This is a genomic window from Fibrobacter sp. UWB4 (genome assembly GCF_002210345.1).
Lineage (GTDB): Bacteria > Fibrobacterota > Fibrobacteria > Fibrobacterales > Fibrobacteraceae > Fibrobacter.
In genome coordinates this window covers 425,015-443,914 of record NZ_MWQI01000001.1, presented here as the reverse complement: position 1 = coordinate 443,914, position 18,900 = coordinate 425,015, and the positions used below count along the sequence as shown (strand labels likewise).

The 18,900-nt window shown below is 44.5% G+C and carries 16 protein-coding genes; 6 read left to right on the top strand and 10 right to left on the bottom strand.

Going from position 1 to position 18,900, the window contains the following annotated elements; all coding sequences use genetic code 11:
- Nucleotides 1–9 precede the first annotated feature (9 nt).
- Nucleotides 10–2,793 (bottom strand): fibro-slime domain-containing protein, encoded by a 2,784-nt coding sequence (locus B7990_RS01825; RefSeq protein WP_088639349.1) that lies wholly within the window; start codon nt 2,791–2,793, stop codon nt 10–12.
- Between the two features lie 203 nt (nt 2,794–2,996).
- Here B7990_RS01825 and B7990_RS01820 point away from each other — a divergent pair, with 203 nt between their 5' ends.
- Nucleotides 2,997–3,629, top strand: coding sequence for a hypothetical protein (locus B7990_RS01820; protein WP_088639348.1), 633 nt, complete (start codon nt 2,997–2,999; stop codon nt 3,627–3,629).
- A 98-nt stretch (nt 3,630–3,727) separates the two neighbouring features.
- Here B7990_RS01820 and B7990_RS01815 read toward each other — a convergent pair whose 3' ends face one another.
- Nucleotides 3,728–4,075, bottom strand: coding sequence for a hypothetical protein (locus tag B7990_RS01815; RefSeq protein ID WP_088639347.1), 348 nt, complete (start codon nt 4,073–4,075; stop codon nt 3,728–3,730).
- A gap of 120 nt (nt 4,076–4,195) precedes the next feature.
- Here B7990_RS01815 and B7990_RS14910 point away from each other — a divergent pair, with 120 nt between their 5' ends.
- On the top strand, nt 4,196–4,351 hold the full coding sequence (locus tag B7990_RS14910) for a hypothetical protein (protein WP_176407171.1): 156 nt from the start codon (nt 4,196–4,198) through the stop codon (nt 4,349–4,351).
- On the opposite strand, the gene B7990_RS01810 is transcribed toward B7990_RS14910, so the two are convergent.
- Nucleotides 4,348–4,857, bottom strand: coding sequence for a hypothetical protein (locus tag B7990_RS01810; RefSeq protein ID WP_141099199.1), 510 nt, complete (start codon nt 4,855–4,857; stop codon nt 4,348–4,350). The two genes, B7990_RS14910 and B7990_RS01810, sit on opposite strands and share 4 nt — an antisense overlap.
- A 66-nt stretch (nt 4,858–4,923) precedes the next feature.
- A complete protein-coding gene (gene pgk, locus B7990_RS01805; protein ID WP_072826912.1) occupies nt 4,924–6,180 on the bottom strand; it encodes a phosphoglycerate kinase in 1,257 nt (418 codons plus the stop codon).
- A gap of 473 nt (nt 6,181–6,653) precedes the next feature.
- On the opposite strand from pgk, the gene B7990_RS01800 reads away from it, so the two are divergent.
- A complete protein-coding gene (locus B7990_RS01800; protein ID WP_088639345.1) occupies nt 6,654–7,694 on the top strand; it encodes a hypothetical protein in 1,041 nt (346 codons plus the stop codon).
- The gene (gene folB / locus B7990_RS01795) at nt 7,688–8,056 is read left to right on the top strand and encodes a dihydroneopterin aldolase (RefSeq protein ID WP_254917279.1); all 369 of its coding nucleotides are present in this window, start codon (nt 7,688–7,690) and stop codon (nt 8,054–8,056) included. Before B7990_RS01800 ends, folB begins: the two co-directional genes overlap by 7 nt.
- 131 nt (nt 8,057–8,187) lie before the next feature.
- Here the strand turns inward: folB and B7990_RS01790 are convergent, their stop codons facing one another.
- Nucleotides 8,188–9,717: a YifB family Mg chelatase-like AAA ATPase gene (locus B7990_RS01790; protein WP_088639344.1), complete on the bottom strand. Its 1,530-nt coding sequence runs from the start codon at nt 9,715–9,717 to the stop codon at nt 8,188–8,190.
- A gap of 12 nt (nt 9,718–9,729) precedes the next feature.
- Nucleotides 9,730–10,062: a SpoVG family protein gene (locus tag B7990_RS01785; RefSeq protein WP_254917278.1), complete on the bottom strand. Its 333-nt coding sequence runs from the start codon at nt 10,060–10,062 to the stop codon at nt 9,730–9,732.
- 220 nt (nt 10,063–10,282) lie between these two features.
- On the opposite strand from B7990_RS01785, the gene B7990_RS01780 reads away from it, so the two are divergent.
- Nucleotides 10,283–10,810: a carbohydrate-binding family 9-like protein gene (locus tag B7990_RS01780; protein ID WP_254917277.1), complete on the top strand. Its 528-nt coding sequence runs from the start codon at nt 10,283–10,285 to the stop codon at nt 10,808–10,810.
- Between the two features lie 107 nt (nt 10,811–10,917).
- Here the strand turns inward: B7990_RS01780 and B7990_RS01775 are convergent, their stop codons facing one another.
- On the bottom strand, nt 10,918–11,673 hold the full coding sequence (locus B7990_RS01775) for an acyl-[acyl-carrier-protein] thioesterase (protein WP_254917276.1): 756 nt from the start codon (nt 11,671–11,673) through the stop codon (nt 10,918–10,920).
- 34 nt (nt 11,674–11,707) lie between these two features.
- Here B7990_RS01775 and B7990_RS01770 point away from each other — a divergent pair, with 34 nt between their 5' ends.
- Entirely contained in the window at nt 11,708–12,259 is a 552-nt protein-coding gene (locus B7990_RS01770; RefSeq protein WP_088639341.1) for a pseudouridine synthase, read from the top strand.
- Nucleotides 12,260–12,333: 74 nt separating this feature from the next.
- Here B7990_RS01770 and B7990_RS01765 read toward each other — a convergent pair whose 3' ends face one another.
- The 3 genes from B7990_RS01765 to B7990_RS01755 all read right to left on the bottom strand — a co-directional run bounded on the left by B7990_RS01765 (nt 12,334) and on the right by B7990_RS01755 (nt 18,671).
- Nucleotides 12,334–14,295: a S8 family serine peptidase gene (locus B7990_RS01765; protein ID WP_088639340.1), complete on the bottom strand. Its 1,962-nt coding sequence runs from the start codon at nt 14,293–14,295 to the stop codon at nt 12,334–12,336.
- Between the two features lie 163 nt (nt 14,296–14,458).
- Nucleotides 14,459–16,465, bottom strand: a complete 2,007-nt coding sequence (locus tag B7990_RS01760) for a hypothetical protein (RefSeq protein WP_088639339.1) — start codon at nt 16,463–16,465, stop codon at nt 14,459–14,461.
- Between the two features lie 283 nt (nt 16,466–16,748).
- Complete coding sequence (locus B7990_RS01755) at nt 16,749–18,671, bottom strand: S8 family serine peptidase (RefSeq protein WP_088639338.1); 1,923 nt, start codon at nt 18,669–18,671, stop codon at nt 16,749–16,751.
- Nucleotides 18,672–18,900 lie beyond the last annotated feature (229 nt).

Below are 18,900 nucleotides of genomic sequence, written 5' to 3'. Positions count from 1 at the left end.
GAACTAATATTACTTTTTCGGAGTTCTGCGGTAACCGCGTCTAATCGTTTCCGTAGTACGCATGAACGGCATGGTCATATCAGTAAGTTTATTACCATAGCTCTTGTAGCAATATTCAAACTGATCCATCACGACGGTCATCTGGTAAATATACGGACCCGTAGCAAGCAGGCGACCCTTTTCAGTTACCGGATACATCTTGATTGTTGCAAGCATTGCACCCGTAGCGGAAGTAGGATCGGAACCATACATCTGGTTCGTGCAGCCTATTGCCGGAACAGTTTCAATCTTATCATAAGCAGAAGATTTACCAGCCAAAGCCTTCTTGAAATCATCTGGTGTTACGCGCTTATTGTACTGATTCACAAAGTGGCCCAGGTGGTCAAACACGCGGATATTCACATGGAACGGCTGAGTCGTCGGGAAAGACCACTGGGTGCAAGATTCATTACTCTTTTTACCCGGAATCGTCGAAGCATCATTGCTATAGCAAAGTGTCGAATTGGTTCCCTGTCCAGCACCGTACACAACAGAAGTTCCAGGAGCATAAGCCGTATTTCCCTGACGGGGAGAACCAGTAAGCTTATCCGCATTATCCTTAGCCCACTTAATCGGGTCAACACCAGGAACAGCGGGGATCGGGGTCAACACGAGGTCAGCCGTCATATCAGTCGGAAGCTTTCCGTCTTCACTCCTATCGGCCAACTCAGAAAGCGTCTGAGCTTCATTTGAAAAGTCTGGACGGTCATAAGCAGGATCATCCGGAATCACAGCCACAATGGCCTGAGCCGTATAAGAAATCTGTCCCCACTTTTCACGTTCATCAAACCCTTCAACATGCTTGCCAGACACAGATGCAATATAATATGTAGCCTTGTGAGACCACTGCATCAGCTGATCCCATACATATTTAGGATAGCCGCTATTGCCGTCGTCTTCAAGCCCCTGGCTCCACGGCACATTGAATGCGATGCGGTCGCCACCCAAGAGACCACCAGGCACTTCCACCACATTCCCATTCGCATCAATTCCCATCACCTTACCTTCAAACTGATACATTTGACCATCGGCCCCCTTATCAGTCGGTCCTGTTAAGGATGTCACATAGAAACCATAAACCATTGTGACTACTGAATCTGTTCCTGCAAGGGTTTTTAACTGTTTTCCATCAGGACCAAGAACTGGTTCATCGCGCATAACAACCATCGGGGGCACCAAATCTTTATTTGTCAAGATCATATTTAAGCTGGAATCTGCAAGGGGTACGTTCATGTACATGCTGTTATGAGAAACACCCTTATCATCCACCTTCACAACGACATTATTCACTGTAGGCTGACCATAGCGAGACGGAGCAAGTTCTGCAAGAGACGTACGGATGTAAATGTTAGAACCATCTGACTGACGGTCAGCATAGAAGAAATGCAAATGATGCCAGGTATCATCGGCCCAACCCGTAGCGTCAGAGGCGCCCGCGCAGTTAGAATAAGTCGAAAGAGGTTCACCCACATGGCAACCATGATTATTTGCAGCCAATGTGAAAATATTAACCTTGCCAGGAGCCGAGAGGTGGGTACCGCCCAAGTCCACAACAAGTACGCCATCCACAAAGATCCACATATCATCGTCACCAGCAAATTCGAACACTTCAGGATCAAGCTGTCCGGCGGCGTTTAACTGGTTTGAATTCTTGTACTTGAAGCTAGCATACCCCATCATAGTGAAAGCGTAATTGCGAAGATGCTGCATACCAAGCGAACCATTTCTTGCCGCAGCCACATAAGCAGCGCTGTGTCCAACACCATCGGCATTTACAGAACGCGGGCCACCCAAAAGCAACCAGTCCTTACAGAGCTGGGCTGTATTTTGGCCCATGTAGTCGTACTGCTTATCAGCCCATTCATAAGCATATGGAGGACAGAAAATAGAGAGCGACTGCGCACCAAACTGTTCGCATACTTTATTTGGCTGAATTTTTGCATTACAAGGCTTATCACCGACTCTTTCTCTTGAAACAGGATCAATACTATCAAGCGGAGAATAGCCACCATTGTTATAGTTATAGTCGTAGATGTAGTACTTGGAGCCTTGAGGATCCTTCCCGATATCCATGGTCGCATAAACAGTCTTATTTACAGCCGGAACATCGGTAAACCACTGATCAAAGAACTGGTTATCGCAGGCTTCCGTCTGTTTCTTGATATGCACATCATAGAGCATATCAATTTTGTCACTTCCAGCCGCCGGGGTAAACTCCAAATAAGGATATACCATACCAGGCGTGTAGATCACCGGATTTGCCCAGTTTGTGCCGCCATTCGGACACTTGTAACCACTTACACCAGGTTGCGCATTTTTGTAGCCACGCAGTGTATTACCGTTATTTTTATCAGAACACTCGCCGTATTCCAAGGTCTGATTCGTAACAGAGGTTCCCTGCAAATACCCCGGCAAAGACATATTTGGAGTCATAGGAAGACCATCCGTACCAATCTTTGCACCATACCCCATGTTAATCGTATTCATGTTACCACAGGTTTTGTGATATTGATCGGCTCTCATATACCAGTCTTCATCGTAGCCAAAGAACTTCATGGCTGCGTTACCCACCTGGTAGTTATATATTTGATCCAAATGCTGAACAGATTCTTCGGAGAAGTTTTCGAAGTCAGGATGATTCGGTTGAAAATCACGAACAATAATATCCAGCGTACGGACATCCTGAGCGTTTTGAGCAAAAGCTACAGAGCAGCCAAACAATGCGCTAAGGGTAATCCATTTATTTAATTTCATAATATTCCAATCTCCACCTAATAATAGGTTACAACAATTCCACCTAAATATAAACCAATTCAAAAGGAATGAGGTCGCGTAATAATGCAAAATATATGTAAAAACATAAATTCTTGAGATTTTTTGACACCATCCGTATAATATCAAGATATTCATTCTTTTTTTCGCGGCTGATTCAGACTGGATTATCTATTTTTTCGTCCATGAGTTGGTCCATTGTATTTTTTGCTATCATGATGCTCTTGCTGTTACGCATTCTGCGGCTCAGAATCCGCGCAAACAGCTCCAGATCAGAATCTTTCAAGCGACTTCCACCCAAAGATCAGCTTGCAGTACTCAAAGAATGCCTCCTGAACAATCCATCCGAGGCAAATCTCAGAAATCTCGCTGATTTTGCAGAAAAAAATTCGTTAAATATCGATGTAGAAAGCTATCGACCGTTCCTCAAGTCGCAGTTGGAAATATTTGGCCGCAAGGATGCGATCGCAGAAGACAACGAGTTATACATCGCAGAAACGGCATGGATAGACAAGATTACACCTCTCGAATTTAAAGAAGCAGAAGCGTTCAAGCAAGAAAACGAAAAAACAAAGTATATCGAACGTTCGCTCGAAGGAATCGCCCGCCTGTACTCAGACGAAGCCATTTTGGAGGAACTCGCCATTCTCGTCCCGGAATATCCACACGCAAGCAAACTTGCCGAAAGCTACAAACAGCTCATGCAAACACGAGACGAAAGTGGCGCTGACGACAAGTCTCTCGAAGCTCTCCGCAAGCAAAAAGAAACTTGGGAAGAAGACCTCTTGAACGTGAAATTAGTAGACAGTAGAAAGTAGACAGTAGGAAGTGGACTACAATCCTTAACGTCATGCAGAGGGCTAAAGCCCACAACATATAACTCGTCATGCTGAGGGCAAAAGCCCGAAGCATCCAGTTATTTTTCAAGAAAATCCAGCGCTTCGCCTGCAAGTTCCACACAGCGATTGCACGGGATAATCTTGTTCGGACGGATTTCCTTACACTTGGTAAAGCCCTGAGCGCCGCGCTTAAAGACCTCTTCAATCGATTCGGCATGGTCGGGTTGCATCATCTTCGCAGCATAGAGCGCACCGCACAAGCCATCCGGAGCCTTGCCTCCGCCAAAAGTACGGAACATTTCAGCGGCCTTCACCGCCTCTTCTTCGGACTTGCCCGTTGCTTTTGCATAGCCATAAGCTACAGCCATGGCACAGTTACCGCGCTTATCCGCATGGAATTTCTTTGAAAATTCGGCAATCGACATAAAAACTCCTTTGACAAAGACATTATAAATCTACAAAAATCATGTAAAAACGATCATTTTAAATGTCATTCCCGCCCCCGAGCGGGAACCTCCTTTTCAAATGATTTTTATATTCAAGACATGCCTAACGAAAACAACGACATTCAAAATCTCGACCTCGACCAGCTCATCGGCAACATGAGTTCCATCAACAGCGAAGACTACTGGTTCACCAAAGTCAGTAAAATCGAGGAACACGACGAAACCGCCGAGCCAAAGCAAGACGAACAAGGCTAAAACGAGAAAGCCAAAACGGCGCCGTAACGCCCATCTAGAGGATTTAGCAAGGGAGAAATTTGCACTTGCAAATTGACGGATTCAGCGTCATTCAGTTTTCGTTGCTCTAAAAGCGCCTCTTTTTTTCGATTGTAATTATAGAAATCCCGCTGACGTCTGATTTTCGCGATACTAAAACCTCCATAAGCAATCCAAGAAGGCAAGACCAAAATTGCAGCAGTAAGCGCAGCAGCGTCCAAAACAACATTTCCCCCACGGCATCCTTCGGGACCATAACAATCTGCAGCGCCTCTAGCGGCAAACACCAGAATCGGGGTGGCAATAGACAATCCAACACTCGTCCAATAAAACACTTCGGACATTGTCTCATTCGCACGAAACCTTTGGTAATTATAATTGGCTAAACTGTCATAATACGCCGCTGAATCAACTGGCGTAACCACAGCCGGTTCATTAGCCAAGCAAGGCATCATCAACAACGCAATACACAACAAAATAATTTTCATGCGAATTAATATAAAAAACTCCGCACAAAAATGCGGAGCTTTTAAAATCCAAAATTTTATTTTGAATTACTTGTCAGTAAGCACTGCAACACCCGGGAGGACTTTACCTTCCAAGAGTTCCAAAGATGCGCCACCACCCGTAGAGGTGTGGGTCACCTTCTTGTCTGCACCGTACTTCTTGGCTGCCGTAGCGGTATCGCCACCACCGATCACGGTGATTGCGCCAGCAGCGGTAGCTTCGACGATAGCGTCTGCCATAGCCTTGGTAGCCTTTTCGAAGGCTTCGAATTCGAACACGCCTGCAGGGCCGTTCCAGACGATGGTCTTGGCGGACTTGATAGCGTTCACGAAGAGCTTGGTGGATTCAGCGCCCACATCGAGGCCCATCCAGCCAGCCGGAATGCCTTCAGCGTCAGAGACAGCCTTAGTAGCAGCGTCGGCAGCAAACTTGTCAGCAGCAATGTAGTCCACCGGGAGGATGATTTCCTTGCCAGCAGCCTTAGCCTTAGCCATGAGATCCGGAACGAGCTTGGCACCTTCTTCGTCAAACAAAGAAGAACCGATTTCGATGTTGTTGAGAACCTTCTTGAAGGTGAAAGCCATGCCACCGCCGATGATGATCTTGTCGGCCTTGTCGAGGAGGTTGTTGATGAGCTGGATCTTGTCAGCGACCTTTGCACCGCCGAGGATGGCGAGGAACGGACGCGGAGGATTGTTGAGGACCTGGTCGAATGCCTTGAGTTCCTTGTTCATGAGGAAACCAGCGGCACGCTGCGGGAGTTCAACACCAGTCATGGAAGAGTGATCGCGGTGAGCGGTACCGAAAGCGTCGTTCACGTAGACGTCAGCGAGCTTGGTGAGGCTTGCGCGGAATGCCTTGACGGCTTCCTTGTCGGCCTTTTCCTTAGTTTCGGTGCCATCAGCGTTCTTGATCTTCCTCTTGCCTTCTTCTTCAATGTGGAAGCGGAGGTTTTCGAGGAGGATGATTTCACCCGGCTTGATAGCGGCGCAGGCTGCTTCAACTTCAGGACCCACGCAGTCGGAGAGGAACTTCACCGGCTTCTTGATGAGTTCTTCGAGCTTCTTGGCAACCGGGGCGAGCGTGTACTTCATGTTCTTTTCGCCATTCGGACGGCCGAGGTGGGAAGCGAGCACGACTGCTGCACCCTTGTCGAGAGCGTACTGGATAGTCGGGAGAGCGGCTTCGATACGCTTGGTGTTGGTGATTTCGCCAGTCACCTTGTCCTGCGGAACGTTGAAGTCAACACGGATGAACACGCGCTTGCCGGCGAGTTCGAGATCTTCGATAGAAAGCTTTGCCATTATAGCACCTTCTTTTTTAGGGTTAAAATTTTACGCAGGAAAATATAGTAACTTTTGCGTAGGGCGAACAAAGCGAAGCTGCTTGCAGATTCATTTTTGAGCCCAGCAAAAGACGCTCAAAGAGCGTCAAAGGCGAGAGCTGCGACAAAAGTGTGCAAAGCTAGAAAGGCAAAAAACATTTTTGTTTTTTGGCATAGCCGAGCCGTACTAGATGCACTCCGAAGGAGTGCCATATAGTAAATAGAAATGACCGTTATTAGTCGTTAGTTATTAGTCATTAGAAAAAACGGAAGTTTGTAACCAGACTTTTACAAGCAGTCGGCCAAACAATATAATTACGTGACATTTTCATCACACTTATAATTTATTCGCCTAAATCGCGATTCTAGTCGTGAAAAAAAATTATATAATTCACTATTGGTGTTTTTTTTATATATTTTTCCAAAAAAATTGGATTATTCGGAGTAGATACGATGAAGCGTTCTTTCTTATTGGCCCTCTGCCTTTCCGCTGCAGCAGCATTCGCTGGAGTTTATGATATTGCTGATTTCACGGCTAAAGATGCCGTCTCGTCTGACAACCAGGTTTTTGCCTCTTACGGCGAACTGAGCACCGCTTCTGTTGACGAAGCCGCATCTGTTCCTTCTGGAAAAATTGTCCTCCGTCAGAAGTTTGCTCAGGAATCTGGCCTTAATGCCTATCAGCTTTACATCGGTCAAGTCGGTGATATTTCATCCATGACAGCATTGAGCGTCCCCTCGAACATTTCCTACAGCGATATCATCAAAGCCAAGCTTTATGAACGCCGCGGTATGAAGCCGGGCGACGATGCCGAAAAGGTATACTTCGACGGTAAGTTCGTCTATATCCCAGGAGCAACATCTGCAGTCGCATTTGTAAACGGAACTCAGATTGACCTCAAAAACGAAGCCCCGGCCGCAACAAGTACCGCACCGAAGCAAGAATGTGACGAATTTGATGTTTCCTGTGACGAAGACATCATTGCCGCAAAGAACAGCAGCAGCTACGACGTTTCTGGCGACCTGAACAACACAAATTCACGTGCCGACGCTCGCGATTATTCTGCATCCGCAGCAGCACAGGACGTTAAGGATCGTTTCGGTATTGCTGACGAAGTTCGCTTCTGGAGTGCAGTTGCTCTCTCGGCTGTCGCAGCAGGCAGCGCCGTGCTTGGCGTTCTCCAGCAAATGAAGTCCAGCGAAGCAAACGACGCTTACAAGAAGCTTGAAAATATCGCCAATACCGCAGAAGAAAAGATCTCTGTGGGATGTGCAAAAATCAAAGGCGTAACGGACCAGCAAGCCTGCATAGACTACTATAAGAAAACAAATGATTCAGCAGCATTCACCACAGCCGGCTGGACTTACGCAGATCTCAAGAGTAGAATGAAAATCAACAAGGATACAAAGGATTCCTACGCTATGGCCCGCAACATCTGGTTCGGCGTATCGGCAGTGTCCTTGACCACAGCTATCGTTTTGTTCGCATGGTAATGGAACAAGGGCGAATCCGGCTCAAAGACGTTCAATTTGATTGCATCGTTGGTGTTCTTCCCTACGAACGCATAAACGAACAACCAATCATCTTGAACCTCACTCTTTGGTTGGACTTCGCAAAAGCTGCAGAAACAGAAGATTTAAACGAATCTATCGACTATGCAAAGCTGGCGGAAGAACTAAAAGGGTTCATCCGCCTTTCTTGTTTCAAGCTTGTCGAAACTCTTGTCGTAAAAACAGCTGAATACGTCCTAGAGCATTATTCTAAAGCCTCAGCCGTCGAAGTCTCCGTCGTAAAACCTAAAGCCGTTCCCGGCTGCCTAGGCGCCGAAGCCAGCGTGAAGATTAGTAGACAGTAGGAAACAAAAGTTACTAGTTTCGAGTTACTAGTTACTAGAGAATTTTAAATCAACATCTTCTTTTGATCAATAACTAATGACCAAAGACTATTAACTAGTAACTAAGTTCTAGTAACTGCAGCAAAGCCGCTCTATCCTCTAAAGGCGCGGTAACGCAAAGCCTCAGAGAGATCCATAATATCAACGGCGGAAGTGCCTCGCAAGTCGGCAATCGTACGCGCAACTTTTAACAACCTAAAGTACCCACGCGCACTCAAGTCCATCTTGGCTGCGGCATTGACAGCAAAACGTTCTACGGCAGGAGTCATCTCTGCAAATTTTCTTGCATACTCCGACGACATTTCGGCATTGGATTTAAAAGGCAAATTTCGGAAGCGTTCGCGCTGAACAGATCGTGCAGCGCACACGCGTCTGCGAATATCAGCAGACGACTCACCTCGTCCTTTTATCACAAACATAGCAGCATCAACAGGAGGGACGCTCACCTGGATATCGATGCGGTCCAATAACGGTCCCGATATTTTTTCACGGTAGCGCTTACGAGCCTCAGGCAAGCAGGTGCACTCACGCTTAGGATCCATTGAATATCCACAAGGGCATGGATTCATTGCAGCCCCCATCATAAATCTCGCTGGCCATATAACAGTTCCACTCGCACGGCTAACCGAGATTTCGCCTTCTTCCATTGGCTCGCGCAGAGCTTCCAACACACTGCGGTTAAACTCCGGCAATTCATCCAAAAAAAGAACTCCATTATGCGCAAGGCTCGCCTCCCCTGGCAAAAGACGGGTTCCGCCGCCCACAAGCGACACCATCGATGCAGAATGATGCGGTGAACGGAACGGGCGCGTAAGCACGGGTTTAAACGCATCAGAATCACCGGCTCGCAACGCACAAGAATGGATACGCGTCGTTTCTAAAATTTCCTGTTCAGTCATCTCCGGGAGGATTCCCGGCAAGCATTTCGCACAAAGTGTCTTACCAGCACCGGGCGACCCCACCAACAAGAAATTATGCGCTCCCGCAGCAGCAATTTCAAGCGCCCGTTTTACACCATCCATTCCCACTACATTCTTGAAATCGGGAATTTCATTACTAACGCTTACATGACACGAAGAAATGCCTTTTGCAATTTTTACACCCTGACTAGAATTGCGTTCTAGGATTTCAACGCACTCCCCAAGCGAATCCGCACAAATAAAACGAAGACCTTCCACCAGCGAAGCTTCCTGCTCATTCCCGCGCGGAATCACGAGAATACAGTCACGTGCTGTAGACAAATTCATTGCAATGGATAACACACCACGGACAGGCTTCAACAAACCATCCAATGAGAGTTCGCCTACAAAGACATAGCGTTCCAACTGCGGAACTTCTATCTCCCCAGTCGAAACAAGCAAGCCAATCGCAAGCGGAAGGTCTAATGCACTCCCCTCCTTTCGCAAATCCGCAGGCGACAAGTTCACCGTTGTACGAAAACCTGTCACCACTTTCCCGATGGAGCGTATCGCCGAAACAACACGTTCTCGAGATTCCCTTACCGCATTGTCCGGGAGTCCGACAAGAGTAAACCCAGGCAGTCCCTGAGCGGCATCGACTTCCACACTGACAGGAACAGCCTTTATTCCAAACAAGCAATAAGAACGGATTCTGCGAAACAATTTGCACCTGCCTTATGCTACTGCAGCCTGATACTTTTCAAGCACACAGCTTTCAATATGTTCTCTCAACTGGCGAGTTATAGGCAAACAAACGGTGCGATAGTCCTCCCCTTTATAGAAAGTATCGATCGGATACCCCACAAACATTCCGTTTTCACCATCCATCACGCGAAGCCCGCGAATCTGGATCTGGTCATTCAGCACAATCGTAGCAACGCCCTTCATGTGTCCAAGATTTGCGCCTTCCTTAAACGGATAAACCTGCACGTTTGTCACAGCAAGGCAATCAAATGCCGAAGACATTGCAGGGGTACTCGAAGTTTTCTTTTCTGTTTTTTCAGCCATATCGGCCTCCTATTTTTTAAGGTTCGCCGCGTATCGGTACATTCATACCTTTGCGGAATCACGCTCAACATTGCAAAAGCCATGCCATAAGTTGCAAATGGCGTTTTTAATTCAATTTCAGCATTTTCAATACAATGAAAAAGTGATTAAACACTGTTTAAACATTGTTTAATCACTTCTTGTTTTTTGCTAATTTATTTTCATGCTTTTAAAACCGAATATGAAATGGACTGCAAATCAGGGAATCATCCACCCGATGGTCACCGCTGATTTTTCATGGACTCCCCGCATAATCACAGTTAAATTCACAGTCGAAGAACCCGTGAACTGCTACCGCGCAGCCGTTCAAGAAGACAACGGTCGAAGCTGGGAAGATTCCTGCGTGGAAATTTTCTTGCAGAATCCAGCAAACCCGGCTGAATATTTCAACTTCGAAACGACAAGCCGAGGCTTTATTCTCGCCGCCCGGGGTACAGGCCGCGAGAACAGACAAACGCTCCCGCTTGACGCCATCGCAAAAATCAAGCGTTCAGGAACAGCGCCAAGCATCCAAGACGACAGCGTCTACTGGACAATGGCTGTTGAAATTCCTGCCGAGATTTTCGGAATGAAAGCAATAGAAGCACCGCTCCGCGGAAACCTCTACAAATGCGCCGATAAGGCAAACACGCCCCATTACCTGAGCGCATTTCCCATAGAAACAGAAAAACCGGACTTTCACCGTCCGGAGTTCTTTGAAGTTTTATAGCATAAACTAGTGTTTCTTGTCATGCCCGCCACAGAGCGGGCATCTCCTTTAATAAAACAAAAAGGCGATTCCCGATCTAGTCGGGAATGACATCAGCAGCACAACAACTACATCATCCTGAGTTTCATTTCGAAGACAGGGCGATCCGTCTCATCGAGAATGCGCATGTAAGTCGCTCCATTATGATCCGCGCGGAAAACCTTTAAAACCTGGCCTTCCTTGGATTCACCCAAGTAATGGACTTCAAGTTCCGAAGGAATGCAAAGTTCCAGGTCAGACGCGCTAAAGACGTTCAATGCAAGTTTTACATATTCGATATTGTTCATATGGTGCGACATATCGATATGTTGCGGCAAGACCTTCTGCTGATAAACTTCCTGATATTCTTCAGGCTTCACGTTAAAGCGGTCGAAATCATCCGTCATGAATGCTTCAGGAAAACCTTCCGTCGGGAAATCGACCGCAGAAAGGCGCATCGGACGATGACGATCGAAGCTCAGGCAGCACATTTCCTGTTTTGCAAAAATAATCGGTTCGCCCTCAATCGTCGTAATCGCCGTATTTTCGTTCAAGCGGATAAGCTGATTATCTGCCGGGAAGGATGTCGTGACAACTTTATCTTTCCAGTACGGACGTTTCAAGAATTTGAACTTGGCCTTATAAACAACCCAGAAGCCGCCCTTTTCCTTGACCACGAAATTGTCCATTTTCATGGATCCAAAATTTTCCGTAATATTGTCCTGGACCATGAGCACAGTCTGCGCAAGACCCATCTTTCCTGACACGTCAATATAAGCCGAAGTAATCGTTCTCGGCTTCTGGAATACAAGCGGATTTTTCGCCAAAGTGTAAATATCAATCATGCTTTGAATATAAAATTTTTTATCATTATGAGGCATGTCAACTGTTATTATTTTCAACAAGCCCTATGGCGTATTAAGCCAATTCACCCCAGAATCAGGACATTTAGCCCTAAATTCTTTCGGGTTCCCGCCAGACATCTATGCAGCCGGCAGGCTCGATCACGACAGTGAAGGCGCGTTACTCCTAACCGATAACGGGAAACTCATCAAAAAACTTCTAGACCCCAAATACGAACACCCGCGAACCTATCTCGCACAAGTTGACGGACAAATTACCAAGGAAGCCATCCTAAAGCTCTCTAAAGGCGTGGACATCAAGGGATACCACACCAAGCCCTGCAAGGCAGAAATCGCCGAAGAACCCGACTGGATCTGGCCCCGCAACCCGCCAGTGCGCTACCGCGCCAATATTCCCACCAGCTGGGTAAAACTCACGCTCATCGAAGGCAAGAACCGTCAAGTGCGGCACATGACAGCAGCCGTAGGTTTCCCGACCCTCCGCCTTGTCCGTGTGCAAATCGGGAACATCCCGCTAGGGGACTTAAAGCCCGGCGAATGGCGCATTGTCACAGATAAAGTTATTTAACCATTTCAAACAAACAAAAACGCCCCGACGGATTTTTCCATCGGGGCATTTTAAGCATTTAGGCTTCACAGGAACTAGATACCAGCAAGATCGAAGCCAAGGACAATTTTACCTTTATTGTCTGAATTATCCGGAGTACGGTCGGCATAAATAAGAATGCGGAAAATAAGATAGTTTGCATTTGACGTAAACGATTTACGTTCATATGCATTATCTCCATCAAGCGATGAGACTTTTAAATTAGAAAGATTATTCACATTCGAGGTATTGCTTTCATACACATAAAGGTCGATATCCTGAGGAACTCTGCCAACCTTAACAAGATCAGAACCACTACTTAACCAAGCAATTGCTGCTGTAAAATTACTCTTATCTGTAGGACGCTTGACACTGAAACGAATTTCTTTCTGTCCTTCATCTGTATAATGCGTGTACAGCTTACTGATTTCGCCCACCCAATAGCGGGATTCATGGAAAACTTCACTGTGATTTTGGTCCGTAAGCATGCTATAATAAGAAGGCATCTTTGTCGTTATCGGAGTTCCATTCGGATATGGAGTGTTTATAGAGACATCCCCAGAAGTAAGCATCAAAGCCTTCACCATTTCCGGGTGCCAGCGATAGTACGGATTTGCCGACAAAAGGTTCGCGATCTGCCCTGCCGTATATGCAGCAGCCATTTCGGAACCGTCGTAATACGGGTTATAGGTATAGGCAATTCCAGTAGATCTATTCGTATAAACTCGTTTCTGTTCTTGAGGATAGTTGCTATTAGATTGATGATCAAAATAGTAATGAGAAAAATTGTAGATTTCAGGCTTTCGGGAACCAATCCTCAAATTATTTCCATCATTGCATTGCCTTAAACCCAGAGTACAATAATAGGATTGAGTCGAGTTATAACTCGTGATTTTTCGAGTTTCAGCATCGACTGCACCCACCGTAATGGCATTGGCTGCATGAGCTTCAAGACCAAGATGCCCTGAATTGTTTCTCACATTATAATTCCCAGCGGGAATAACATCAATACGACGACCTCTATATATGGCATTATCAACCTGCATCGTTTCATAAGAATATTGCTTTGCGAGCTGATTATCGACATTTCCATATTGGCGATTTCGAACACCCACATAAACAAACGGACTGCGATGATTCGGATTTAACGGATAATCTTCCGGCCATAGAGGGTACTCGCTACCGACAAAAATCACAGAATTTTTCGCCGTCGCCTTTATAACATCATACGTTCTTGAAGACAGCATTTCTGTTTCAGGCGTCGGTTCGAACAATTCTCCAGACGCAAGCTTAAGATACGGAACAGACTTATTCGGATCCAACTTGACCGGAAGGGCGTCTATGGACATATAAATACCCACATCGTCCCACTGTTCTGGATTCGGCGTATACGACGGATTGTCATACCACCAAATCGAATACCTCTTGGCGTAGTTTTCAATAGCGGAAAACGGCATATAATTAATCATCTCGGTATTGCCATACTGAGAATAGCTGTAAGGAGATGGCTGCGAATTGTTATTGAAGGTATAATTCGTTGTCGAAAGGGAATATTCACTTGACGGAACATTCGTTCTTACCCCGTATTGCAGGTTAACCGGATTCTTGCGTTCCATCGGGACAGGGAAAAAGACCTGATTGGATTGCTTCATGTACCCAGACTCCCCACCCAAGGTGCTATACCAGCCTTCAAGAGGGGCACCTTGCTGGAAGTACCGTTTCATATAATAAGGGTACGTGTTATTTTGATGTTCCAACCCTCTATTATTGAAAATACCCGTTATGGCATCCGCGTTATTCTGAAAACCTGGACCAGCGTTTTTCGCCAAAGACTTCACTTCTAGCGAAGACCCGACCTGCTGTTTATCCTTTTTCATCTTGGAGTAGTCTATATTCTTATAGACCATCGGGGAATTCATTTTGCTCCCCTTGCGACCAAGAAGGTCATAATTTACAGTAGAAGTAGCACCGGCATAAGCACAGCCTAGAGCCACAATGAAAGCCATTTTTTTATTCATTTACACCCTCTCTCTTTATTATTTTATAAGTATCTATAAAATAATAAAATAGTTTCTATATATAACAACATATAAAATTATTTACAACAAGTTAAGCCCCGCCAGCAATACGCTAGCGAGGCTTTACAAATAAGGCTGTATTTTATATTTCAACGAGTTCGAATTAGCGAGACATCATGTCAAAGCCCAAGACAACCTGTCCACGGTTTTCACTATTCACGTCATCAGAATACAAGGTGATAACGAACACAATATAGTTTGCACTTGTCGAGAAGGATACCTTTTCAAAAGCGTCAAAAGAACTTAAGGAAGAATCCAGGAAGGTTTCAAGATCATTAAGATTTCCCGAATTATTTGCATAAGCCCTAAGGTCAAAATCCTGAGGAATCTTAGCAAGATTTGCGATATCGTCACCACTACTCAACCAGGAAATAGCAGCAACAAAATTATTCGATTCAAAATCAGAAGTTTTCACCTTAAATCTGATTTCCTTTCTGCCATAAGAATCCTCATGAGTTTTCACCTTATTGATATCGCCGACCCAGAAACGGGATTCATGCTTATACGGATAAGCATGGTTTACATCTGTATAGGAACGAGGCGGCAACAAAGTTGCATAGGTCGGGACGCCAGTCACACTTGCCGATGTAAGCAATGTAGCCTTAACAACTTCAGGATGCCTACGGTAGAAAGCATTTGTAGCCAGAAGGTCAGAAACCATACCTGCAGTATATGCAGCAGAAATTGACGTACCATCGTAATAAGGGTCATATGTCGAAACAGTTCCCCATGACGCCGTATACTTTCGGCCCTTATCCGAATTATAGCCACCTTCATTAAAATAAAAATGAGTATAATTGCTAATTTCCGGCTTTGTAGTTCCAATATTGTAAGAACTGCTCGAATTGCAGTTTCCGATTCCGCTAGTGCAATATCTGGGTCGAACATTAGGCGTATATGCAGTAGCATTACCGCTTGTAGGATCAACAGCGCCAACTGTAATAGCATTTACAGCGTGGGCAATATTTGCAAAGTTTCTGTTGGATCCACTACCTTCACCTGCAGCAACAATTTCTACAGTACGATTGGTATAGATGTAGTTATCGAGCGTACGCGCTTCATCTGAGTAATACAATCCAGAAGGCATAAATCCGCCCGCCATGGGCTTACGGACTCGAAGACCCATATAAATGTTATCCTTTTGAATATTGCTCGGATAACTCGGATATTCCGCAGAACCCACATAAATATCGGATTTTTTCGAAGAATTCTTTAATATTTTAAATGTTTTCGAAGCATCAATTTCATTTGATGGAACTTGCCAATAGCTAGCCGGAGACACTACCACATATTTAATCTGATCATTTTGAGCCATCTTGACTGGCATTGCATTTAAAGGCACATAGATGCCAACATTTGTCCAGTCATTTTTCCATTCGACCGCCCAAGTATACGGCTGGCTAGTATAAGCAGCATTACCGTAATTAGCGGAATTCTGCGCACCATACCAAACCGATATATACTGTCTATCAGAATAAGAACTTCCGTCTCTAACATCTTTGAAATTCTTGTACTGAATTTGACTTCCATCTCCATAGGGAGATGTCTGTACAGGATTATTGAAATTGAAAGAATTGTTATACGAAAAACTATACCCTTGATTATTGGCACGAGAAAAACTGTTTTCCGTATAGAAGTTTGGATTTATATAATCATCAGGAACGGGGATGTATTTAAAATATTCATTCGATCGTTCAATGTAACCAATATCACCATACGGACCGTATGCATAAAACAAGCTTCCTCGATCAGAAGAAAGCGTTGGATAAGAGTAAGAATGTGCCGTAAAATTATAGAAGCAACGATAGTTCGTATTACTATAGTTCGTATAGCAGTCGTTCGCTCCGGTCCAACCTCGATTAAAGAAACGGCCTTCCGCAGAATACGCACCATTTACAAGACCTGAAGCCTTTTTAGCCAAGACATTAGCATCCAGAGAAGAACCAATGTTTTGCTGTTCTTGTTTCTTCATTTTACTATAGTCTATATTCCTATAGACCATCGGGGAATTCATTTTACTTCCCTTACGCCCCAAAAGGTCGTAATTCACCGTAGCCGCACCAGCACCAATGCAACCGGCTGCAACTAATAAAGCAATTTCCTTTTTCATATTTCACTCCTTCACAAATATGTACTTTAAATATAAGATATTCTAATCAAAATCAATATTTTATACTCATTTTTTACAAAAAAGTAATTCAAACAAAGACATTTTATTTCGCATAAATTTCACAAAATAACATTTTTTGTATAAAAACAAGAAAAAGCCAACAAGGCACGAATAAGCCTCATCAAAAGCTAAAATTTACACACCAGACATAACTTTTGCATACAAAAAGGCTCGCCTGCATATGCCGACGAGTCTTTCTCAAACAATTCCTATTCAGCAGTCACTATTTAGCGGCCACATCAAAGCCCAAGACCATCTGTCCATTATTTTCAGAATCTTCGAGATCGCGATAAAGAAGAATACGGAACACCAGGTAATTAGCATTCGATGTAAACGAGATTTTTTCGTAAGCGTCAATGCCGCTAAGAGATGATGCATGGGAGTTATAGACATCTATATTATCCACATTGCCGTCATTACTTTCATACACATACAAATCGAAATCCTGAGGAACCCTGCCAAGATTTGCAATATCATTACCACTGCTCAGCCATGCAATTGCAGCCTTAAAATTAGTCTTGCCAGCCGGGCGTTTGACTTTAAAGCGAATTTCTTTTCTTTCGCTATAAGGTTCAACATGCGTTTTCAGCCGCTGCGTTTCGCCCACCCAATAACGAGATTCATGGAAGTAGGAATTGTGATTTTTATCGAAAACCAAGCTACGGTAAGACGGAATTTCCGATGTTACCGGATAGTATTCAGGATAAGGAGGAGACACAGAGACATCGCCCGAAGTCAGCAACAAAGCCTTTACGACTTCCGGATGCCAGCGATAGAACGGATTGACCGACAGAAGTTCAGCGACCATACTTGCTGTATAAGCAGCAGACATTTCATTGCCATCATAGAAAGGATCATAACTGTACTGCACTCCAGAAGACAAATCCGTATACTCTCTCCATTCATCCAAAAAATAGAAGTGAGAATAGTTGTATATTTCCGGTTTTCTGGACCCTTCATTGGTATTAGAAAGTCCATCGCACCCGCCAATACCACGAGTGCAATATTTCGACTTTGTCGAATTATAGCTCGTAATCTCTCCACTATAAGCATCTACCGCACCAACAGTAATGGCATTTGCGGCATGTGCTTCAGCAGCCAGATGTCCTGTATTAAGACGAACCATATAGTTTCCTGCAGCGACGATTTCGGTCGTTCTATTATTATAGATGTAATTATCAAGATCCCTAGCCGCAGTAGAATATTTCATAGCATCTTCATTATCATAGAAAACATCGCCACGATTATGAAGTCCTACATAAATTTGAGGTCCCCTGGCATCAGAAGACGGATCTGAAGGTCGATTTTTGCTTACATAAACCACAGAAAAATTCGTAGCATCCTTAATAATTCTATAGGACCTTGCCGAAAGCATTTCATTTACGGGATCCGGAGAAAACTGTTCATTCGGATTAACCAGAACATAGCGATCATACTGTTGATGGCGCAAGCTAACCGGTTCAGCATCAGCAACCATATAAACACCGACATCACCCCAATCCGCATCCGGATACAGATGGCTTTCATCATACCATGAGATATCGCTCCTTTTGGACTTAGTCATTTCGACAGTTCCAAAAGGTTCGTATCGAATTTGCTGATAATATGCATATGGCGAAGACTGAACCGGATTAGAAATTCCAGAAGCAGGAGGCAACCACGTCATATTGTAACCATGCCCATAAACATTGGAAATCCCGGCATATTTATATGCAGGCGGATAGTGCGACTTAAGAGAGAAGCTCTTAAAAACAGCATTTGACTGGTCCATATAGCCACCATTTCCAGCCAACTTATTATACCAGCCATCCTCATATGAACCATTTGCTTTCCACCACTTCAAATAGTAGGGATACGGATTCTGGGAACTTGCCATATAATAATCCAGCCCCTTATTATTATAAACACCCGCAATAGAACGATAATTCGAATTCAGCCCCGTTCCAAGCCTTTTTAGCGTTTTATTTTCCAGAGAAGAACCAATGCTCTGCTGTTCTTTTTTCTTCATTTTACTATAGTCTATATTCTTATAGACCATCGGGGAATTCATTTTACTCCCCTTACGACCCAAAAGGTCATAATTCACCGTAGCCGCACCAGCGCCAATGCAACTGGCGGCAACTAATAAAGCAATCTCCTTTTTCATATTCTACTCCTTCATAAACACATAGTTTAAATATAAGATATTCAAACCAAATCAAATATTTTATACTCATTTTTTACAAAAAAGTAATTCAAACAAAGACAATTAATTTCACATAAATTACGCAAAATAACTTTTTTCATATTAAAAACAAGAAAAAGTCAACAAGACACAAACAAGCCTCATTAAAAGCAAAAATTTACAATTTCAATATAGCCGTTCAAAAAAAAAC